Source organism: Methanosarcina sp. DH1 (assembly GCF_020804205.1).
Classification (GTDB): Archaea; Halobacteriota; Methanosarcinia; order Methanosarcinales; family Methanosarcinaceae; genus Methanosarcina; species Methanosarcina vacuolata.
In genome coordinates this window covers 91,860-114,222 of sequence record NZ_WJBJ01000022.1, presented here as the reverse complement: position 1 = coordinate 114,222, position 22,363 = coordinate 91,860, and the positions used below count along the sequence as shown (strand labels likewise).

Here is a 22,363-nt window from a genome sequence, read left to right as displayed (position 1 = left end):
GTTTAAAACAAAGCTATCCGAAAAAAACGATCTGGAACAATAGGGTTTAAAACAATGCGTTCTGGAACAATAGGGTTTAAAAAGCGATCTGAAACAAAGTGATCTGAAACAAAGCGGTCTGTAACAAAGTGTTCTAGAACAAAGCGACCTGAAACAAAACGGTCTGTAACAAAGCAATCTGAAACAATCTCATGCTTTGATGCCATTGCCTGTGCAGAAAAAACAATTTAAAATTTGTTTTCCACTTTGAACCTCATGCTGAACTCGGTTCCGTTTTCTCTCTTCAGTTCGATTTCGCCTTCCAGCTGATTAACCAGAATGCTTACCAGTTGCAGGCCAAGGGTTTCAGGATTTCCGAAGTTTACGGTTTCCGGGATACCTTTCCCGTTATCCGAGACCGTAAGGTTAAATTCTGTACTTTTGCCTTCCGGGCCTTTCTCTTCTTTGAGGCATCCGGACTCGTTATTTCTGGAAAGTCTGATCCGAATTTCTCCGTTTTTCCCGTCTGGAAACGCATGCTTCAGGGAATTTGAGACAAGTTCATTGACAATTAGCCCTAAAGGCACAGTAATATCCATGTCAAATAAAATATTCTCCTCCAGCTCCGTTTTGAGGCTGATAGCTGCGTCTCCAAGCCTGTAAGTCTGGAAAAGGTTGTCGATGAGTTTCTTAAGATACGGTGAAAAGTTAAGCTTCTCAGTTCCTTCTCCTTCATGCAATTCCTCATGGATTAAAGCAATGGAGATTACCCGGTCCTGGCTTTCCCTGAAGGCTTCAAGAACCTCAAAATTCTTAACGCATTCCATGCTTTTGAACTTTTCAGCCTGGAGGTCCAGCAGGGAGGAGATTACCTGGAGATTATTCTTGATGCGGTGGTGAATTTCTCTCTGGCGGGCAATTTTAATGTTCGCAAGAAATTCCTCGGTTTCCTTCCTTTCGGTTATGTCGTAAATCGTGCCCTGATAGTATCTCGGTTTCCCATCTTTTCCCAGGACTTTCTGGCAAATTTCATGCAACCATCGTATTTTTCCGTCCCTGTGTATTATGCGAAAATCAATTTTATTGTTCTTTATAATAGGTGAATTCCGAATCCTTTCCTCTTCTTTGAGGAGTAAAGGCAGATCCTCAGGAAGGATTATCTCCTTCCACTTAGCCCTGGACATGAGTTCTTCTTCGGTATGTCCTGTGATCTCTTCAACAGCTCCGTTCATGAATATGGGAATTAGGTTCGTGTCCAATTGAAAAGCAATCCCCTGGAAATTCTGTATGAGAGAGCGGTATTTCATTTCACTCGCTTCAACTTTTTCCAGCGTGCATTTCCATTCTGTGATGTCTTTCATCACACCAATAGCCCTGTAAACTTTCCCCTCGTCATTTTTTAGCCAGACACCCCGGATTTCAATGTAGATATATTTTCCATCTTTTTTCCTGAACCTGAACTCTGCATGAATTCTCGCTTTTTTCTTGAAGAAGTTCTCCATACTTTCAATCGTCTCGGTCCTGTCTTCAGGGTGGAGATGCTCTATCCAGAACGATTCATTAAAGCTTTTAAACTCTTCAGGAGAGTATCCTGTTACTTCCCGGATGGCTCCTGCCCATTCTACCTCGTGTGTATTGAGCCTGAAATCAAACACTAGCTGCCCTGTCTGCTCGGTTGCGGTACGGTATCTTTCCTCACTTTCTTGCAGGCTTTTGCTGGCAAGCTTCTGTTCTGTTATATCTTTTACTACTCCAGTGACCCTGCTGATACTCCCGCTTGAGTCCAGTATATCGGTTCCGCTTTCCTCAAGATAAGCATAGTCGCCGTTCTTTTTTCGGAACCGGTATTCCAGATGGAAGTTTACCCCGTTTTTCATATGGTTTTCATTGTTTATCCAGAGCTTATACCTGTCCTCAGGGTGAACGTATTCCATCCATGAGTTCACACCTGCATCTTTTAATTCTTCAGGCGTGTATCCCGTAACTTCTTCAATCGAGCCAAGCAAGTCGACTTTATCAGCCATCATGTCGCAATTGTATACCATGTGCCCTGTTTTTTCCAGAATGGTCTTGTACATTTTCTCATTTTTCTTAATTTGTTCATTCAATTTATTTTTGGAACTAAGGCTCTCTTTCAGAATGTTTTCAGTCTTTCTGAGCTCGGTTATATCCTGCATTACAGTAATAATCCCAATAGTCTCCCCATTCTCGTCGCATAAGGCTGATTTATTTAAAATAAAAATTTTTGTTGTCCCGTCCGCAACTATGAGTTCCTGTTCTAAGGTTCTCGTTCCACCATGATTCAGGATTTCATTTTCGATTTGGGCCCATTCGTTACATCTTTCCAGGAGGTCCCTCTTTTTTACAATATATTTTCTGGGACTCTCTAAAAATTTCCTGACGAGTTCGCGGAGTGTTCTCCCGATAATCTCTTCTTTTGGAAGGCCAAGCATCTTCCTTGAATGCTCTTCATTTACTAGAAGGAAAACACCATTTTTATCCTTGTATGAAATAGGATTGACCATAGTGTCAAGTATATTTTCTATAATATGAGGACTATCCAGAAAAATAAGACCTGAGATCTTGCTTTTTTCACCAGATACTTGAACCTGGCTACAAGCCACATTATTTGAGGCTTTTAGCTCGTTTGTCTTTTTATCTTCGTTTACCAGTGCTGTCGTTCCTTCCTGACATTCTGGTTCTTCATTATAGTCCTTCATTTTTCTTCCCCAGAGTTTTTCGAAAATCAAGTTTTTTGGCACTCAAATTAACAGATAGGCTCTATGTTTTTAATGGACGGAATATCTGGCTAAATAAATATTGATAAAGTTAAAACAAGTTTCCTGATGTTTTCTATATTCAATTTACAATAAATCAATAAGTTAAAATGCATTTCATGATAATTAATAGTTATCTCTTCAGGAAAGAAAGGAAAAAGTAATTTTTGAAATTCGGAAATAATAAAAAAGTAACTGAGAAAAAAGTAATCTTCTTCAGGTTGTCTCAAAACTCGACCCGTTTCTACAATTGGATAATTTGAATTGTTGACTTTAAATTCAAATCGAAAATTATTCTAAAATTCAGATATTTATTTGCCTTGAAGTATAGTACATTATCCTATTTGTAAAATTAAGCGTAGTTTTGAGACAGCTTGTTCCTGCAAATTTCAGGTTGCTTTCCGTGCAAACACAATCCTTGAACCGTCCGTCATGTCAAGAGCACGGAAGACTTCAAGCCCATAATTGTCAAGCAGCTCTATATACTCATTAAAGGGTACGCTATTTTCGAAACTGTAACCCGATCCTCCTTTTTTCACACCTTCAAAAGTCCAGAGGTTCCAGTCAAGGCTGAGAAGTGGGCTTGATTTTATTTTTTCGTCAGGCATCTGCCTGGTTACGAAAATGCCTCCAGGGTTTAAAGCTTCAGCAAGCTTGGGGACAAGGGAAGGCACTTTTCCGCCGGGGTTAAAGGAAGAAAAGATAAGGTCATAGCCACTTCCGATTTCATCTGTAAAAAAATCTCCCGGAATTGTACTCACTCTTGAAGCCCCATATTTCTCGATGAAATATCCTGTTTCTCCAGTGACGGGGGGAAGGTCGAAAACAAAAGCCTGAAGGTCTTCATTCAGCTTTGAAAAAGCGATTGCATAAAGCCCGTGCCCCCCTCCTATGTCAAGCAGCCTTTTGACATTTGTAAAATCAACATTTTCCATGACAACAGTTACAGTTTCCTGAAGCAGACCACAGCGTGCGTTTTCAGCCATACAGTGGACAATTTCCCCAAAAAAAGACCCTTTCTCAACAACATCGGGTCCCTGCTTCATAATCTGAGAAATGCGAGTCCAACGTTCAACATTTCGAATCCTTTCGGCAAGGTAATGCTGCTGAGAAAACGGAGAACTTTCCATGAGATAAGTTGCACTGAGTTCAGATACAAGGTACACTGCCTCGCTACTCTTTGTTCCATTATCATGGTCCTCAGATCCGGTTTCGAATTTTCCGTTATCTTGACTGGCGACTGCATCTATTTTTCCAATCTGCGCCTTCTCTTCTTCCTTACCCATTCCCTCCTCAAATCTGTCAAGGAACCCGAGACTATGGAGGGCTTCACAGAAATGAGGCATGAGCAGAGGATCACAGCCAAGTTTTTCAGCCAGGTCCTCTGCTGACAAAGGAGATTTAAGTGCTTCAAACACTCCGAGCTCAAGAGCCGAAACAATCAGCCTGTATTCTTTTAAACCCTGAATAGAAGAATCCATAAACTTAAAAAAGCGATCGAAATCGATCTCAGGCTTTTGCATTAAATCCAGAATTTTTCCAGCCTCTTCTTCATTTTTAAGCGTTACACTGGGGTCAAATTCATTTTCTAATCTGTTTTTATCTGTATCCTGTGCATTAACTTCAGTATCAGGTTCTGCTTTATCATCAATTTTACTTTCCATGCCCTATCTCCTTTTTATTAATTCTTCCAGACTTTTCACAGATCAATTTTAAAAAGTTACTATTCTCATATATTTACCCACTGTAAATATTAATCTAATAAAATATTGTAATAATTAATAAGATAAGAAATTTGCTTTATATTAATATCAGTAAACATTGTTAACTAAAGGTACTACTCTAAGAAAATAAAGCTTAAGGTGAAGATTGAAACAATCGAAAAATGTTATTATAACGAACTGGTACACACGGCAATCTGTATAGAAACTTTCTTTCTCGCCTTAAACATTGCTAAGATAATTTGGATCAGTTAGAGTCAGGATCAGTTAGAGTTAAAGTGAGAATTAGAATTAATAGGGAATTAGTTTTGAAATATAGTTCGGATTTCTACAGATATATACAGAAACCCTTAAAATTAGAACTTGAGCAGGTTTACCTAGCAATGGATACAGCTGTTCCTCTAGAAATCGTAGTAACCGAACTTGTTTCAAATGCCCTGAACTCTAAACTGAATTTTTCACACCGAAAAAAAGGTTAAAAAACAATAAATTTAAAAAAAACTTTAGATTGATGCGTCAACGTAATCGACCGGTCTTTTAAAAACAGCTGCTATCATACCATTTTCGTCGATATCATCCGCAAATTTGATGAGCTCCCAGCCTTCAGTCCCGAGGCTGTTAAGATCTTCTTTTGCCTTTGACCACTCACTGAACCTTATCTCTTTAACATCGTATTCCCAGATGGTCACTCTAATTCATCTCCAGTAAAGTTGGGTAATATTAACTCATATATTAAGTGGTGGCATCTGCTATATTTATCTTTTTAAAAAATAGATTTGCGATTAAATCAACTAAAGTTGATTTGTAAATTATTTATAAATTATTTATAAATTATTTGTAAATTATTTGTAAATTATTTGTAAATTGATTAAGAATCGACCTATAAATCTACCTTACTTAAACCTTATAATTAAGCCTGTATATTCAGGTTTTTTAAGGAACAAATAAAAAGGAAAAATTGTTGAGAATTGTTTTTCTGAAGTTAATTTCTTTAGCCGAGGTTGAATTTCAGCCAATCTTTAAAATAACTCAAATCTCAATCCGTCTTAAAAATAACTCAAATCTCAATCTGTCTTTAAAATAACTCAAATCTCAACAAGTTCATACTCACGGCTTCCAAACTCGATTTCTTCTCCATACGTGAGCTGGTGGGTTCCATCGATCATTGGCCATGCTCCCTTGAACTTATCAGCTCCTGCTTCGTGGTTGCATTGAAGAGAGGAGTTGACAAGCCCTTTCTGCCGATTTACGAGGTCATAGCTTGCCTGGTCAAGGGCAACAGGGTCTTTTGAGGCAAGAATTCCGATATCCGGTACTATCGGAGCATCACTCCAGGGTACGCAGTCGCAGTCAGGTGTAATTTTAAGCAGGAAATTTATGTAACCTACTTTTCCTTCTTTTCCTTTTACTGCCCCATAAGCGTACTCAGTAAGACATTCCAGGAAGTTCGGGATATCATGTTCCCAATCTATAGTTATAGCTCCGGCAGGGCAAACTTCCATGCACTGTCCGCAGCTTATGCAGATATTGGGATCAATCATTGAGACTTCTCCCAGAAGAGAAGAAGCTCCTACAGGACAGATTTTAACACATTTCTGGCAGCCTATACACTTATCCTGAATAACATGCGGGCTTGTACTGAAATGCTGTTCCTTCTTGCCGGCTGCAGGTGCACAACCCATAGCGAGGTTCTTGATAGCCCCTCCAAAACCGGCTACTATATGCCCCTTGAAGTGGGACATCACAATCATAGAATCCGCAGTAGCAATATCCGCACCTATTTTTACGGACTTAAAATGTTTCTTCCCTATCTCTACATCTGCAACGTTCTGGCTTCTCAAACCGTCTGATATGATAAGCGGAGCCCTGACAACGGAATAATCAAAACCGTGTTCAATTGCAGTCGTCAGGTGGTCAACTGCATTATGCCGGCTGCCTGAATAAAGAGTATTTGTGTCCGTAACAAACGGTTTTGCTCCGGCTGCCCGGATTTTTTCTGCGACCTGCCGCACAAAGACCGGATTTATATATCCGTCACTTCCGTACTCTCCAAAATGAATTTTGATTGCAGTCAGATCACCTTCTCCAAGGAGTTCAGCAAAACCTGCTTCGTCAAAAAGCTTCTGGATCTTGCTGATTGTATTCTCCTCTGGATTTCTCGCTCTGAGATCTGCAAAATAAACTTTACTTGCCATATCAGTGCCTCCTAAATCTGAATTAATGTTTTTATAAAACTGTGAAGTTAAAAAAGTGTTGTTCATTTTTAGGTATTGCGCTGTTTGTGCTCTGTTTGGAAAAAATTAGAGAGAACGAAAAACGCTGCTTCAGTAGATCAGCTTCAGTCGATTAAGAGCCTATCCAAAAAGTGGTTGCCTGTTATAACTTTTACAATATGCAATATGCAAAATCAGAAAGGATGCCCGGATATTTAGACCTATTGTAACTTTTCGATATGCATTACTGAATTTTCGGATAGGCTCTAAAAATACTCTTTATTCACAGTTTTCCCGTAGATTTCTTATATTTTTTAATATCCAACGCTATATTCTTCCATTTTTCCTTTTCAAGCCGTTTCAGCCCAATTTCTGCTTTTTTTGACTGGAATATGAGTTCTTCAGTTAATCTGTGATAGCTGGCAAGCCGTTCCTCAGGAATAAGCCCGTCCTCAACCGCCTTCAGTACAGCACAACCCGGCTCGTCGTGGTGAGTGCAGTCTTTAAACTTGCAATTGCGGGCTGCGTCGACGATCTCGGAAAAAGCTTTTTCAAGACCGTCTGCTGAGTCTCCGAGCTGGATTTCCCTGATCCCGGGGTTGTCTATAAGGACTGCTCCGTTTGGAAGCAGGAAGAGCTGGCGGACTGTGGTTGTATGCCTGCCTTTTTCATCGTCTTTCCGGATATCTCCGGTTTTCTGGACAGTTTCGCCAAGAAAAGCGTTGATAAGCGTGGATTTTCCGACGCCTGAGGAACCGATTAATGCAACTGTTTCCCCAGGGTTGATGTAAGGGCTAAGTTCGTTAAGCCCGGTTTTTGAAAGGGCGCTTAATGGAATAACTGGCACGTCACCTGCAATGGATTGGATTTTCTCTACCAGCCGGGTTGGGTTATCTTCAAGGTCGATTTTGTTAAGTAAAATCACAGGGTTTGCCCCGGAAGAATACACAATGGCAAGATACCTCTCAAGCCTTCGAAGGTTGAGGTCCTTACCAACGGAAGTCACGATAAAAATGGTATCAAGATTTGCAGCAATTACCTGCTCTCCGCCCCCGTCTCCGGCTGCCCCTCTTGAAAGGCAGGTCCTCCTGGGCAGGATATTCACAACCATGCGTGAGCCCAGTTCAGGCTGGTCAAGCAAAACGACAAAATCCCCTACAACCGGCTGCTTCCCAATTTTCAGAAGTGCACCTGAGATTCCAGCCTGTACGACAGCCCCAGAGACAAGTACCTCGCAGACCGTTTTATGCCTTGATGCAACTCTTCCGGGAGTGTAGGAGCCTTTGTAGGCAGAAAATGCCAGTTCAAGATCTTCGTTCCATCCTGGAATTTTATCGGGGTCAACGTTGACGGGATTATGACCTGAACTTTCCGTTTCGCTATGATTGTTCATAAGATGGAAGTATCTGGTTAAATGGATAAATATTTTGATATTTTATCCTGTAAAAGTTCAATTGTGCCTAGAAATTCCTTCTTATTCCGGCTGAAAAAGTTCCCTGTTGGAGAACTGACTTCATTTTAAACTCTTTTCTCTTTTCAAACTCTTTTTATAGTAAAGTGGCAAATTCAAAATAATGATCGATTCTGCATCTTTACGAATAATTGTAATTTTTATTGTCATTGTTATAGCCGTTTTACTTATATTCTCACGTCTAGGGAAAAGGCTCGATAAGGCTGACAAATACATTAAAAGCTGTGCTAAAGAGGAAGAAAATGAGAGCGAAAATGAAAAAGAAGACGCAATGGCGATTGGACTTTCCCTTGGCATGTCATTCGGTTTGATACTTGGCCTTATGATGGACAATCTAACCCTGGGGATTGCTCTCGGACCTGCCCTTGGAATGGCTTTTGGAGCTTTATATGGGGAAAAAAGAAGGAGAGAGGACATGAAAAACAAATAATAACATGCTTTCATGCCAAATAAAGAAGATTATTATTGGGAACCTCTTAAAAGACCTCTTGCTTATTCTAACTTATTTTAAGAATTCCACCAGAACAGCAGATTTTACTCTCGAGCCTATCCCGAAACATAACGTAAATCCATTTTGCCACTGACATTACAACTCTGATTTTGCCATTATATTGGTTTTGGGATAGGATCTCATGTAATAAGGATTATATGGGTTCGAGTTTCATCCCTTGCAATAAGTTTAAGAGTAAAAAAATCTTGAATTTTTTGTATATAGCTGCCTGATATTCACCGTGCCATTTTTGTACGCGACCGCAGACTTAAAAGTAATTTCTCTATATTTAAAAGCTTATTTGTAAAATAATTACGTTCAGTAATTTATGTCTAAAGAACTTAAATATACCTATTGCAGATACATGAAGCAAGATGAGTTCATAGATTTTTGTAGGAATAATTCTGTTAAGATCAACAGCGATTATTTAGAACTTTATGAAAAAGAAAAACTTCTATATCCAATAAAAAGATGGCTATTTCCTGAAGGATATATTATTACTAAGAAGCAAAATTTAATTTCATCTACTCAACAGGCTTACAATTCTGCTTATTCCTCGTTACTAGAACTGGAGGAAGAAGTTTTTAAATTTAGTAGCTTAGTTTTATACGATAAAATAGATCATCCTTTTGATGAAAAGGATAAGGAGTGGAAGGAATATCTAATAAAACCAATTAACAATAAATTTATCAATTGGAAAGATTACAAGATAAAGTACTTTGATAAAAATGGAAGAAATTTGAATGCAGTTAGAGTTCAAAATTATTATTCATATTGGCAAATATATGAGTTGGATGGAATAAATGATTTTAGAACTATTTATCATAATACATTGCGTTTTAACGAGAAAGAAAGTTACTATTATTTAACTTGTAATAAGGAAATTGTAGAAGAATGGTCTAGACGTAATAAAAATTTTATTTTAAAAATTCATCAATTCGAAGACTGTTATGATTTTCTTTGCGAATTTATTCAAACTTATGAAAGATACATATACGTAGCACTTAAGGAAAAAAATGTAGGGGATTTTTTAACAAAAGAAGAAAATAGCTTACTTGAAAATAAAATCATAGATAAATGCAACAAGCTTATCGAATTTTATAATCTTTCTATCGACAACATTTATGAATTTTTGAAAGCGTTATGTAGAAATTACTTTATTTATGAAAATGAAGAAAAAACTAAACTTCAAAATCTTATTAAGATAGATATTTGGTACTGTATCCAATTAATTTTGTATCTTACTGGCGATACATGGGAAAATGTCTCATCAAAAATTGATAAAAATGGTCAAATATGTATCTATTATAAGATTTATTCAAAGACACAAAAAAATACACTAGAAATAATATTCCCAAATGAAAGAGACGATATTAAAGAAAACGCTATGCTTAATATTGATGTTCTATTAAAGAGTTACAATGAAAAAGTGCCCTATAAGTACCAACTCATCAAGAAAGATATTGATTTTTTTATTGAGTTCATAGAAACAAATGAATTAGAGCATTTTTTAATGTTTATGGTTGATGCAAATAAAGATTATTTCAAAAGTAATTATAAATCTGAAAAAAATATTACATTTCATTTAAGAAATCTAAGTATATTTATTGAAGAAACAATAAAAACAATGGGACTTAACTCTATTTCTGAAATTAAAAATAAGTATCCTACTAAAGGACCAGGTTTTAAATTTATTTTATCTCCTTTTTGTTGTAATGAATCATGGTGGGGAATTTATTGTGAATCAATCAAAACAATGAATAATGTAAGCATTAGCAATTTCTCTGATAAAATCGATCAAGTTCCCCAAGCAATTGATAAATATCAAAAATTAGATGACAAGCAAAAGTTTGTCCTAGTTAACTTATTAAGAGCTACGATAATTAGGAATTACTATGCACATAACTCAACTCAGATAAATAATTTCAAGGCAAGTTACCCATTACTATTTGAAAGCTTGATAAACTCAATTTTTGTAATTTGGGCTGTCGCGAAAGAGAAAATAGTAACAAATAGGTAGTTTATTTATTCACTCCCACTTCACACACATGTAGACACTTAGGTAGTTTGACAATATGTTTGCTTAATGAATCTTTACCAATATGAATACCATCAACAAATGCATGATGAACCTTGACTGCAAACGGCATCATAAATTTGTCTTCTCTTTCCTGATATTTTCCTCAATCAAATGTGGGCTGCGCTTTTTCCTTATTTCCAAAATACGTGTGCAAAAGTGCCTTTGTAACAGTAAATATAAAAGTCTTAAAATTAAAAGACCTCAATAAGAATTCAATTTTCGTTTTCAATATCCAGGGAACCTGCATAATATATGACAAACGTACTGACTCTAACACCAGGAACATTTCTTCAGAGTAGTTTTGATAAAGTCGGAGATGGCCGGAAATACGAAGAAATAGAGCTCAAGACAACAGGAACGAAGGCAACATTTACGGCCAAAACTCCTATTCAGCTACATCCTGGCACGACCATAAGTGGAGATGAAAAAGCAATCATCCAGCTAATACCATATGCTTCGATGTGCCTCTGGAAGCCACAGGTACCAGTTTTCAGTTTCTCTGGCGAAAATTATCTGTTTGAAGGGTTCACGTTTGATGGGCTGGCTGATAAGCAGAGCGTGCTTCATGGGAAAGGTTACCATAATCTATTTGGAGGAAACAGGGCTTCAAAAGTCAAAATCCGGAACGTGAATATTCAAAATTCAAAGGGTGATGGTGTCAGGATTTTAGACTCCAGAGATGTAACCGTATCTGGAAACAAAATATACGGCGTCGGACATGATGGTTTCTATTGCGAAAGGTGTGTTGACGTGGAAGCTTCAGGAAATGAGATCTATACAAGGATCAATTCAGGCTTACGTTCTAAAGGTTCCAGGAATGTAATTTTCCAAGACAACACAATAAAGAGCATTAAGAAGTATAAACCTCGTACAGGCCCAGGCATTCAGGTTGAAAACTCCAGGGCAAACGAAACTACATCGAATATCCGGATACTCAACAATATTATTGATGGGTGCCAGGGTCCAGGGATCTGGGCGGCTGGTCATACTGCACCTGCTTTAGATGCAGCAACCGGACTTACAATTAAAGGAAATACCATAACAAACTGTGGGCAGATGCCTGTATTTGAAGACAAAGAAATTGCTGATAGACTTTCAGCCGTCGCTGGAATATGTCTGGATGGGTGGACAGAGGTAGACATTCAGAAAAATGCCCTGGATGGCAACTGTAACGGTATCCGAATAGGGACTTACATAACTACTTCTGCGGGGTCTGGGTATGTTGTGCGTCTTACAAGTAATGAAATAAAGAATACTGTGGCTCCTTTTAATAGGGATGCGTACGCAGGGTATGCAATAGCTGTTACTGTACCTTGCAAGTTCAATGTTATAAGTGAAAGAAACACGTTCAGCGGAAACTTAAAAGATGTCTTTGGAACTTAATTGAAAATAGGGTACTGTGGAGGTGATAGTAATCTCTATTGGATCATCGGTCATGCGTCTTCGGTTAAGTAAGGGATTGTGACAAACTGCGTCATAATCTACAGAACTTTCCCTACACTGCTTATAGAAATAGAACATTTTTTGTTATAGCAACTTTAAGAAAAATAATACTGCGATAATTTTACAGTTGCATACACTTTTTTAAAGATACCTGTAGTCCCGAGGCTAAATAATGCAATTGCCCAATTAGGTACAATGAAGTTTTCTGTTGCTACTACAATTACAGGCGTGACGATATATTCCACATTAGATATTATCTCACAATACTATATATCCCACATTAAATATGCGAGGGGTGGGATTCGAACCCACGAAATCCTTCGATACCGGATCTTAAGTCCGGCGCCTTTGACCGGGCTGGGCAACCCTCGCTCTTTGAAGAAAAGCAAGTTTATTTGAGCCGCAGAAATTCGTCATGCGGACATGCTTTAAATAAAGTTAAATTATTTAAAGTTTATTCTTTAGCTCATGGAAATTACATTTCTTGGCACTGGAGTTGCGATCCCTCAAAAAAATAGGGTACAGTCCGGAATACTTGTAAGGTTAGACGAAAAGCCATTGCTTATCGATTGCGGAAGCGGCGTATTGAACAGGTTTCCTGAGGCTGGGGTTTCCCACACTGATGTGGATACAGTGTTGCTTTCTCACCTCCACCTTGACCACGTAGCTGACCTGCACCCTCTCATAAAGGCAAACTGGCTCCGCGGAAACACGAGTATGAAAGTCTACGGGCCTGAAGGAACCGAAGAATGGTTTTCAAAAGTGATTGACGCTTATGAATATCTCCAGGAAGAAGTGGACATAGACGTTATTGAGCTCGCCCCCGGAAAAGAATTTACTCCCGAAGGATTCGATTGTGAGATCAGTTGCACGGCAGCCGCGCACAGCGTTCCGACTCTGGCTTACCGCGTGACTGGAGAAGACGGGGAATTCGTTTACTCCGCAGACACCGAGCCCTCAAGAGATATAATGGACCTTGCATCCGAGGCAGATCTCCTGATCCATGAGTGCTCGTTTCCATCGGACATGAAAGTCACAAACCATACAACTCCCAGTTCACTTGCCGACATCCTGGAAGAATATAATAACGAAATCGGGAGCATCTGCCTTACGCATTTCTATCCGGAAATGCGGGGACACGAAAGAGAAGCAGTGCACCGCCTGAAAGGGTATTTTGAAGGAAATGTGATTCTTGCCGAAGACCTCATGAAACTTGAATTATAATAAGCATGAAGAGAGATGTGAAGTATAGAATAATCCATGAGGTACAAAGTGAAATCTCATCTGTAAACAAAGGCTATACTGTTAAAATGAGAGGCAATCCGAACAATAGTAAATCCTTCGGCAATCCTCGAATTTTACTCTTCATCCCTCCTAAAAAAAGCTAAACTCAGAATTGTTATTCTTGACTTATACACTTCTGGATTTCCTTATCAAATCATCCGGCTGCATCCTTTCAGGTGAGTATGCAGCTCTATGATTAAATATCAGAAAAACAGAATCACCTTCATACAGAAAAAAGCTCTGAAACACCGCCTGTATGCGTTTAGTCTGTATATATTTATCATATATGAAGTCCCAGTTGCACACATCTATCGTATCTGAAATATGATTCTCATGCATCTATTATCTCCAAAACATCTCCTAAACACAAATCTATACTTTTATCACTGGTGATTATCATGGCAAGAATACTCTCAGAAACGGACATTGGCATTCTGAAAACCGTTGCTCCAGAGTGCGAGGGGTATCTCTGTTCAGGCTCGGGAATGGCTTATCGTTCCATACTCCCTCCGCTGGCAAACCACTATGCAAAAGATGCTCAGGATTTCCTGCGGCGAATAAAACTACTATCTCGATATGACCTTGAATATCTTGTCAGGCTAATCTTATCAGGAGAAGAAAGCCTTGGCTGCGTACCACTCGAGTATATCGAGCTTTTCATAGAAAATGTCTCCGAAAGGCTGGGTGAGGAAATGGCGACTCAGGTGAGGGATTCCTATAACCATTCAGAATGCCCGGATTAAATTTTTATTAGTTAAGGTAAAAATGTGAAAAATTAAAATATTCTAGAAAGTAACAGTATCAACTCTACACAAACCTGCTCAAACTCTCCCATATTTGTCTTCAAGTCTTTCAATATCGTCTTCTCCGATATAGTCTCCCTGTGCGATCTCAATGAAAACAAGGTTTTGACTGCCTATATTCTTAATTCGATGAACCTTATTTACCGGAAGATCGACTGAATTTCCCGGAAGAACCCTACTTTCACTTCCGTTTTTGGTTACAAGTCCCTCTCCACTGATTACGTACCAGTGCTCGCTTCTATGAGAATGGCGCTGGAGCGAAATTTCACCTTGGGGGAAAACAGTAAGGCTTTTGACTTTATATCCAGGCTTATGCATAAGCACCTCATAAAAACCCCAGGGCCTTTCTTCTTCACGTTTACACTTTTCCAGAATAGTTTCATACACTTTAATGTAATCATCTACCATTCTATCAACTGAAAAGCGTTTTTCCACATTTTCTCTGCATTTTTTACGGGATATGGAGCCAAGTTTTTGCACAGCCTCGGCTGCCTCATCAACACTATTGACGAGAAATCCAGTCTCTCCATCCCGGATAAGTTCAGGCATTGCCCCCCTGTTTATCGCAATTACCGGTGTCCCGCTGGCCATAGCTTCAACTATGCCAATTCCGAAAGCCTCTTCATAATTAATCATGTGCAGTAAAGCATAGGCATTTGACAGAAGTTCCTTCTTAAACTCGGGGTCAACATGTCCTTCATAAATAATCTGTTTATTATCCAGATAAGGCTGGACCTCTTTTTCAAAATAAGCCTGATCTGCAATGAAACCGGCTATTCTAAGTTTTCTGCCAGTTTTTTTCGCGACCTCTATTGCTTCCCTTACGCCTTTATCTTTATGCAGGCGAGATAAAAAAAGTAGATAATCCTGCGGTTTTTCGTTGAAATAAAAGCTTTCTATGTCAATTCCGTGACGAACCGTTGCTATATAGTCCAGATCATTGCATCGGTAGGCGTCACTTATGGATACGTAAAAAGTTCTATTATTGTACTTTTTATATACAGGCAAAATTTTCCGTGAAGAAATGCCGTGGATTGTTGTTACAACAGGCGTGTCCACAAGTGCACTGTAGGTAAGAGGAAGATAATCAAAGTGATTATGGATTATATCGAATTCCTTTGCTCTCTCGAAAACTTCTGATATATGGAGGCCTTCATACACTTTTCGGATCATATCCTTATCTTCTTCATAAGGTCTCGGGCATACAGCATGAAGCTTCGCTGCAGTGTGAGAATCTGCTGTGGCAAATAATGTAACGTCAATACCTCTTTTTACAAGTCCTTCAGTTAATAAAGATACAATAGATTCCCAGGGACCATATTTTTTAGGCGGCGTGCTCCAGGCAATCGGAGACAACATTGCAATTCTTATATTAATACCCCCAAAACCACTCCATATTCCCCTAATTTAATTCTTGTTTTTACTTTTACTGTTTAATTTTTGATCTTTACATTTTGATTTTTGATTTTTGATTTTTGATTTTTGATTTTTGATTTTTGATTTTTGATTTTTGATTTTTGATTTTTGATTTTTGATTTTTGATTTTCATACCCTATTTTTTATTTACCTCATTTCAATTTTGAATAGCCTCTTTTCGGGTCAGTGGAACTTTCTATATCTTCTTCAAACCACCGGCAATACTCATCAGGGCACTGTTTCTCAGGACACTGGTGAATATATCTCAGGACATCTTGCACTTTTGCGATAGCTAACGATACGGAAGTATCCGCACTCCCGTAATAAATACGAATTTCATCGCCCGCAAGTACCCATCCGCAGGGGAAAACAACATCATTGACGTCTCCACTGCGTTCGTACATTTCACGAGGCCCGAAAACCCAGCCTTCAGATCTGTGGAGCACTTTCCTGGGGTCATCAGGGTCAAGAAGGGCAAGTCCAAGCCGGTAACTTGCCTTAGCTGTTGTCTGGCGTACTCCGTGGTACATAATTAACCATCCGTCAGATACACGGATTGGCTGTGGGGACAGCCCTATTTTGTTCGCGTCCCACCACCCACCTTCTCTGGCATATAGAAGAACCTCATGTTCCCCCCAGTATTTCATATCAGGCGAAAAGGAAATCCAGATATTTGCTTTTGCACCTGCAATGTTGGATACAGGTCTGTGTAACATTGCCCATCTGCCATTAAACCTTACAGGAAAAACCGCAGCGTCCTTGTTTTCAGGAGGCAGGGTAGCTCCTATTCTGTCAAAATTTCGAAAGTCTTCAGTAAAGGCAAGTGCAGTTAAAGGGCCTGAATCCGAAAAAGCCGTATATGCCACAGCCCATTTTCCCATCTCATCTATATACGTTATGCGTGGGTCTTCGATACCATATATCTCTTCAGGGTAGCTTACAGGATCAGGAGCAAAGGTTGGTTCTGGATCAATTTCCCAACCATAAATTCCATTCTTACTCCTTGCTATTGTAAAGTGAGAAAAGCCCCTGTGATCTTCGACCCTGACCAGTAACAGGGTAGTGCCATCAACTATAGCAGCTGCAGGATTAAAAACTGAATGGGCCCTATAAGGCCAATCGTCAACGGTTAATATAGGATTTCTATCGTATCTTACAAATAACTCCCCATGGTCTTTCCAGATCATATTATTCTCTCATCCCCCAGATCATTTTATTCTTGCTCCCCAGATTATATTATTCTCACATCCCTCAGATCATTTTATTCTTGCTCCCCAGATTATATTATTCTCTCATTCCCAGATCATGTTATTCTCTCATTCCCAGACCATGTTATTCTCTCATTCCCAGATCATATTCTCTGACTCTCGGGATCGTATACCCTTTTACTTTCTTCTTTCACTCAACCTGATTTGCTGACAAAAAACTCTTTCTTTTCTGCAGAGTTCTATCATCTACCTCGTCGCTTACCCTGGACTGCAATATAGTACTGAAAGCTTTATCCATATGCTTATTTAAAGAGCTTAAAGCCATAAGGAAGCAAATTACGGATTCTGCGCCCTGGTTACAATTCATACCATCGCGGTTGAGGCCGTCACAGACCGCGCCTGTGGAATAATCATACATAACAGTTTGCAAACGATTTCTTCCAAGGAAGTATTCAAAAGAATATCTTGCAAGTTCCAGATACTGCCTGTCACGTACAATCTCATAAGCTGAAACATAGGCTTGAGTCAGATAACCTGCTTCGATGGGTTGCTGGTCAAAAATAGGCTTTTCCCCATTGTAAGAGTACCAGCCCTGGTTTCCAACCATGTCAAAAAAGTCACCTTTCCACTGGATATCAGTAAGAAAATCCAGAGTGTCAAGGCCGACCTTACGATAAGTTCGGTCTTTGGTGTAATTGTATGCCAGTAAAAGGGATTCACTAAGTTTTGCATTACTATAGGTTACCGTAGGTTCGAACCAGTTCCAATCTTCTTTATGGTTAGCCTCATATAAGTCGACCAGAGAATTCGCATATCTGACAAATATGGATTCAAAGGTATCTTTACTTACAAGGGAGTCTACAGACTTGACGGCATCCCTGCGCGAATTAAATACCGATTCAAATTCATCGGTATCCACACCTGCCCTGAGCAGTTCAGATAGGCCGCACATGGTATAGGCTTTTGCCCTTGGATAGTTAAGCTTCTCCATCTCAGGCCTGGCTCTGCTCATAAGGGTATGGGCAAGCGTGCGTATATTTTTTGACAGATAGGGGCAGCTTACCACATGCCCAAGCCCGTAGATAGCACGTCCGAGAGTATCTTCACTTCCTTTTTCATCCAGAAATTCCCGTTTATAGCTCATGAAGTTGTGGAAGTGACCCGTATCGGTCTGGGCATGTTCAAGAAAACTCATATATGTGGTAATTAACTTCCAGAACTCCTCGGCTTTCTTCTGATTATCTATTAACTGTGTCAGTGCAACAAGAGCTCGGCCCACGTCATCAGTACTGTATCCGTAATGACGAGCCGGTACACCTAGATTGGTATGCTGAATAATGCCCACGTCGTCGGTTAACAATTTAAGGTAATCAAGTTTTACTTCAGGCAACTGGTTCGGAAGGAAATTAAACTTTTTCGAGGTGGAGTAGGCTCTGTAATTCTTTAAAGCCCTGGTGAAAACCTTATTATATTGTTTACCTACGTTTTTCCATGTCATTTTTCGACCAAAATCATATGCCTTTTTGCGCATCTTATCACACTCTTCTGGATTTTCGATTAAATGCAAAAGAGATTTTCTTAAACCGCCCGTGTCTCCGAAATCTACAAGCAAACCGCGATTGTCAGAAAGCATTTCCTGAGCATACCAGTATGGAGTGGAAACTATTGCCTTTCCCATACCAATTGCATAGGTCAGAGCGCCGCTTACTATCTGCTCTCTGGAAAGGTAAGGAGATACGTAAATATCACTGGCAAGGATATAATTACAGAGTTCTTCTTTCTCGACAAATTTGTCATGGAATACTACATTTTTTTCAAGTCCGAGTTCTGAGACCTTATTCTGGAGGTATTGCCTGTATGTTTCTCCAAAGTTCTTTTTAATTACAGGATGTGTAGCACCCAGTATTAGGTAAACGAGGTCAGGGTACTGGCTTATGACTTCAGGAAGAGCATCAAGCATACTTTCGATACCTTTATTCTGGCTCAGCAGGCCGAAAGTTAAGACAAGTGGAGATCCCTTCAGTTTCAATCTATTTTTATACTTACTGCAGTTGTTAAAAGGGCAGTCGGGTACTCCGTGAAAGATTAATTCTATTTTATCCTCGGGAACTTTATAAACGTCTTTTAGCATCTCGACTGCAGTCTGGCTCATTACAATAAGCTTTTCGGAATACCTGATGAGTTTTTCCGTGGATGCCCTATACTCAGGTTCAGGCTCCCGGATTACAGTATGCATTGTGCTTATCACAGGCTTGTTGATTCCTGAAAGAAGAGCAAAAATATAGTCTCCCGCATTTCCCCAGAAAAGCCCAAATTCGTGCTGCAAGCATACGATATCAATATCAGAGTGGTTTATATAATCCGCAGCCCGGTAATAATCCTCGATCCTGTCCCTCTGTATTTGAAAAACGACTTCTTCAGGATAAATATGGGTCTCAGAGGGATCGTTCAAAGCAATTACTTCACAGTGAACGTCATTATCTTCCCCATACACTGAATTTAAAAGATCAGATGTGAATGTGGCAATTCCACACTCTTTTGGAACATAGGTTCCTATAAATAACACTTTCAATTGCTTATTCAATTAATACCCCCACACTTAAAGTGACTCAGTTGCATTTTCTTATTCTTACTAGCTGTATAGTTTTCCAGTTACATGCTCATGTTCTCCGTGAAACCATATTATCTGCATACTAATCCTCATACTATGCATCACAAAATTTATTCGAGCTTGAATAAAGCTATATATATTTTTCTTAAATACAGGACTACCGTGAAAATATATAGCCAAAAATCCATAAAATATAGCTCTATACCAGGCATAGGTAATCACTAATATCTTGAAAATTTAGTTATTGGTCACATGTTAACTCTGAATCGCTGTCTGTTGATGAAAAGCTATCATAGGTTTGCTCAATAATTAAATTTTCATGACACTAGTAACTCAGATGATTACTAAATAGCGATAGATTTATGGTCCCCACCCAATCACTCACTTCGCTAAATTTCAACAAAGTAGGTAATAAAATACTTATTAGACCTAATAATTGTATTGATGCTATTTAATATTATTTATAAATATAATTGCTTGTGTTAACATAATAAGTTCAACAGAAAATTGTGGAAAGATAGTGCCTGAGAAGCTATGAAATGGTTTTTGCTATCACTGGTCTTTTTCCTAATCAGCACCAATTCAATACTGAATTTTAGCTTTTGTTCATTGTCTTTTCTTTTAGTATTTTTTTCCATTACTTTGTTCGAAATTCTTTAATATGTGTTGATTTTTTATCCACACTGGCTTTATCCAAATCTGAATATATTTATGCATTAATAGTGAAATATAAAACAAAGATATGGAGTTGTTCCAATTTTTTGAGTAAAAAACTGGTTTTAGACTGAGGAATACTGAAAGTTAAAAGAGGAAAAATTTCTTTGAGTATAATTTCTTTGAGTATAATTTCTTTGAGTATAATTTTTTAGAGTATAATTTTTTAGAGTATAATTTTTTAGAGTATAATTTTTTAGAGTATAATTTTTTAGAGTATGCTAACTGATGCATTATAGGTTTTAATCGCAGCAAATAGGCCTCTGCTATACAAAAATTTTAGAGAATGAGAATTTTATTCTAGGTGCTGTTCCTTCCAAAAAAGAAACTTGCTGTTCAGCCAGTGTTTTTAGAAATGACCATTTAATTCACTTAAGAAGTTGTGACGAAATTATGTTGAGAACGCTGAAATGTCTTTTTTAAATACCCACATTTTTATATTTAATGTATAATACTTTTTGGTGTAGTGTATATATGAATCAAGGTATAGAAGTCAATTATGAGAGAATCAAAGTATTAAAGCCTGAAAAATAGGAATAAAGCAGGTGATTGTTTGAAAACCGTCTTTGAAAACCATCGAAATCCTGATCTGGCAGGGAGCCGAAGGTTTTTAAAACTGATACAATATGAGCTGTTATCCATCGCTATATGTGTCGGCCGTGCTGTCTCAAAAGTTCTCGATATTTGTGCCTTCCCTGAGCTTATGGATCATTTATGGCAAATTGTCAAGACTAATACCCGGGACCTTACCACAATAGAAGAAAAGGAAGCTCGAAGCATATTTGGAAATAAAATTGATTACCAGAAGGTACATATCGACGAAGCTTCTTTTCTCGCTTGGTTAGGGACAAAGCTAAAGAGATGCTCAGGTATGGGGATTGCAACTTTTCATACAATTAACTTCAATAGAAAGCTTAACACAACCGCAGGCAGCTCCGATATGAAATGGCTTATACATGAATTAACTCATGTGGCGCAGATGGAACACACAGGTTCGCAATATCTGGTTGAAGCATTTCATGCTCAGGCAAGTGAAGGATATGCATATAGAGCTGGGGAAAAAAAGCATTTCCGTGAGTATAATCGCGAGCAACAAGCTTGTATTGTTGCAGATTATTACATTTCACGCTTTTCGGGTGGCTCAACTGCAGATTATGATTCATATATTGCAGAACTGAGAGCTGGGGCTTTATAAACTTTAATAGAAAAACATAATAGAACCCTTAGCTACTCTTGAGTTTTCCAATTAGTTTTCAAGCTGAATACATAATGGTATAGGTTTATTATTTAGTATCACTTGAACGCAAAACCGATTATTTTCTATGCTTCAAATGCCGTAATAAAATAAAGAAGGTGAAGAGGAAAGAATCAATCACTGGGTAAATAAAAAGTGGAAAAAAGTGGAAAATCGGTGGAGATATTTATATACTAATGAAAAACAAACTCAAATTTCTATACAAGATTGGAAGGAAAAACAGGTAGGAATATACCTTAGAAACCAGAACATGAAAGATGAGACTTTTGATTACCAGTATAAAAAGAGAGCTGAATGTGAAAAGATACATGGACATATTAAGGGTACAGTAAAATTCGATATCAGAAAGGTAAGAAATCAGAGTAGAAAACAAAACTCCACTCTCTATTGAGTTTCATAGCATATCAATTACTGGTGTTGACAGAAATGCAAAATAAGGTTGGAGATAAGCATTTATTTGGGAGGTACTTTTAAAGAAATGGATATCAAATTAGATTAGAGGTTTTAAAAGCTAATTTGAGATCTTATTATGACAAATCTATTTGTTTGCGTATCTTCATAAACGATAAAGTACAATAATATTTTGGGGTGAATAACTATGCATAAATTAATGAAAATAGTGGGCTGTATCTTAGCAGCAATAGGACTTGCCTGCGTTATAAAATATATAATGCATTGCAAAGAATGTTGCTGTTTGTCTAGTTGGCATAAAACAAAAGCAGAAGACGAAAAATCAACTGGTTCAACTGTATCGCATGAAATAAAAGTAGAGGATGAAAAACCAACTGGTTCAACTGTACAACCTGAAACAAAAGTAGAGGATAAAAAATCAACTGGTTCAAGATACGGTTCTAATCCGATACGTTATTGAATTCTACAGAATTAATAATTGTACCAG

The 22,363-nt window shown here is 38.3% G+C and carries 18 protein-coding genes, 1 tRNA gene and 1 pseudogene; 9 read left to right on the top strand and 11 right to left on the bottom strand.

Annotated elements, in window-relative coordinates:
- Positions 1-2 precede the first annotated feature (2 nt).
- The 3 genes from FXW07_RS12615 to FXW07_RS12605 all read right to left on the bottom strand — a co-directional run bounded on the left by FXW07_RS12615 (position 3) and on the right by FXW07_RS12605 (position 4,420).
- A complete protein-coding gene (locus FXW07_RS12615; RefSeq protein WP_229395736.1) occupies positions 3-206 on the bottom strand; it encodes a hypothetical protein in 204 nt (67 codons plus the stop codon).
- Positions 207-227: 21 nt separating this feature from the next.
- Positions 228-2,699, bottom strand: coding sequence for a PAS domain-containing protein (locus FXW07_RS12610; RefSeq protein ID WP_229395735.1), 2,472 nt, complete (start codon positions 2,697-2,699; stop codon positions 228-230).
- Between the two features lie 446 nt (positions 2,700-3,145).
- Complete coding sequence (locus tag FXW07_RS12605) at positions 3,146-4,420, bottom strand: acetylserotonin O-methyltransferase (RefSeq protein ID WP_229395734.1); 1,275 nt, start codon at positions 4,418-4,420, stop codon at positions 3,146-3,148.
- Positions 4,421-4,719: 299 nt separating this feature from the next.
- On the opposite strand from FXW07_RS12605, the gene FXW07_RS12600 reads away from it, so the two are divergent.
- Positions 4,720-4,956, top strand: coding sequence for a hypothetical protein (locus tag FXW07_RS12600; protein ID WP_229395733.1), 237 nt, complete (start codon positions 4,720-4,722; stop codon positions 4,954-4,956).
- A gap of 24 nt (positions 4,957-4,980) precedes the next feature.
- Here FXW07_RS12600 and FXW07_RS12595 read toward each other — a convergent pair whose 3' ends face one another.
- From FXW07_RS12595 to rsgA, 3 genes are all read right to left on the bottom strand, one after another.
- Positions 4,981-5,166, bottom strand: coding sequence for a hypothetical protein (locus tag FXW07_RS12595; protein WP_048119964.1), 186 nt, complete (start codon positions 5,164-5,166; stop codon positions 4,981-4,983).
- A 396-nt stretch (positions 5,167-5,562) separates the two neighbouring features.
- The gene (locus tag FXW07_RS12590; protein ID WP_229395732.1) at positions 5,563-6,672 is read right to left on the bottom strand and encodes a DUF362 domain-containing protein; all 1,110 of its coding nucleotides are present in this window, start codon (positions 6,670-6,672) and stop codon (positions 5,563-5,565) included.
- A gap of 301 nt (positions 6,673-6,973) precedes the next feature.
- Positions 6,974-8,083: a ribosome small subunit-dependent GTPase A gene (gene rsgA / locus FXW07_RS12585; protein ID WP_229395731.1), complete on the bottom strand. Its 1,110-nt coding sequence runs from the start codon at positions 8,081-8,083 to the stop codon at positions 6,974-6,976.
- A 181-nt stretch (positions 8,084-8,264) separates the two neighbouring features.
- Between rsgA and FXW07_RS12580 the strand changes: the two genes are divergently transcribed.
- Both FXW07_RS12580 and FXW07_RS12575 read left to right on the top strand, forming a co-directional pair.
- A complete protein-coding gene (locus FXW07_RS12580) occupies positions 8,265-8,591 on the top strand; it encodes a hypothetical protein (RefSeq protein WP_229395730.1) in 327 nt (108 codons plus the stop codon).
- Positions 8,592-9,015: 424 nt separating this feature from the next.
- Positions 9,016-10,671: a hypothetical protein gene (locus FXW07_RS12575; RefSeq protein WP_229395729.1), complete on the top strand. Its 1,656-nt coding sequence runs from the start codon at positions 9,016-9,018 to the stop codon at positions 10,669-10,671.
- Position 10,672: 1 nt separating this feature from the next.
- Here FXW07_RS12575 and FXW07_RS12570 read toward each other — a convergent pair.
- Positions 10,673-10,822: pseudogene (locus FXW07_RS12570) on the bottom strand (CatA-like O-acetyltransferase); the annotation flags it as partial.
- Between the two features lie 161 nt (positions 10,823-10,983).
- On the opposite strand from FXW07_RS12570, the gene FXW07_RS12565 reads away from it, so the two are divergent.
- Complete coding sequence (locus tag FXW07_RS12565; protein WP_229395728.1) at positions 10,984-12,114, top strand: right-handed parallel beta-helix repeat-containing protein; 1,131 nt, start codon at positions 10,984-10,986, stop codon at positions 12,112-12,114.
- Positions 12,115-12,461: 347 nt separating this feature from the next.
- Here FXW07_RS12565 and FXW07_RS12560 read toward each other — a convergent pair.
- A tRNA-Leu gene (locus FXW07_RS12560) sits at positions 12,462-12,546 on the bottom strand.
- A 96-nt stretch (positions 12,547-12,642) separates the two neighbouring features.
- Between FXW07_RS12560 and FXW07_RS12555 the strand changes: the two genes are divergently transcribed.
- Together FXW07_RS12555 and FXW07_RS12550 are read left to right on the top strand one after the other, a co-directional pair.
- Complete coding sequence (locus FXW07_RS12555) at positions 12,643-13,398, top strand: MBL fold metallo-hydrolase (RefSeq protein ID WP_229395727.1); 756 nt, start codon at positions 12,643-12,645, stop codon at positions 13,396-13,398.
- 458 nt (positions 13,399-13,856) lie between these two features.
- Positions 13,857-14,201, top strand: coding sequence for a hypothetical protein (locus tag FXW07_RS12550; protein WP_229395726.1), 345 nt, complete (start codon positions 13,857-13,859; stop codon positions 14,199-14,201).
- 78 nt (positions 14,202-14,279) lie between these two features.
- Here FXW07_RS12550 and FXW07_RS12545 read toward each other — a convergent pair whose 3' ends face one another.
- The 3 genes from FXW07_RS12545 to FXW07_RS12535 all read right to left on the bottom strand — a co-directional run bounded on the left by FXW07_RS12545 (position 14,280) and on the right by FXW07_RS12535 (position 19,469).
- The gene (locus FXW07_RS12545; protein ID WP_229395725.1) at positions 14,280-15,620 is read right to left on the bottom strand and encodes a glycosyltransferase; all 1,341 of its coding nucleotides are present in this window, start codon (positions 15,618-15,620) and stop codon (positions 14,280-14,282) included.
- A 209-nt stretch (positions 15,621-15,829) separates the two neighbouring features.
- Entirely contained in the window at positions 15,830-16,864 is a 1,035-nt protein-coding gene (locus FXW07_RS12540; RefSeq protein WP_229395724.1) for a glycosidase, read from the bottom strand.
- Positions 16,865-17,075: 211 nt separating this feature from the next.
- Positions 17,076-19,469 carry a glycosyltransferase gene (locus FXW07_RS12535; RefSeq protein WP_229395723.1) on the bottom strand — a complete coding sequence of 798 codons (2,394 nt, stop codon included), beginning with the start codon at positions 19,467-19,469 and terminating at the stop codon, positions 17,076-17,078.
- A 1,294-nt stretch (positions 19,470-20,763) separates the two neighbouring features.
- On the opposite strand from FXW07_RS12535, the gene FXW07_RS12530 reads away from it, so the two are divergent.
- The 3 genes from FXW07_RS12530 (at position 20,764) to FXW07_RS12520 (ending at position 22,336) form a co-directional block, all read left to right on the top strand.
- Complete coding sequence (locus FXW07_RS12530) at positions 20,764-21,405, top strand: hypothetical protein (RefSeq protein ID WP_229395722.1); 642 nt, start codon at positions 20,764-20,766, stop codon at positions 21,403-21,405.
- 205 nt (positions 21,406-21,610) lie between these two features.
- Positions 21,611-21,856, top strand: a complete 246-nt coding sequence (locus FXW07_RS12525; protein WP_229395721.1) for a hypothetical protein — start codon at positions 21,611-21,613, stop codon at positions 21,854-21,856.
- 207 nt (positions 21,857-22,063) lie between these two features.
- Positions 22,064-22,336, top strand: a complete 273-nt coding sequence (locus FXW07_RS12520) for a hypothetical protein (RefSeq protein ID WP_229395720.1) — start codon at positions 22,064-22,066, stop codon at positions 22,334-22,336.
- Positions 22,337-22,363: the final 27 nt, after the last annotated feature.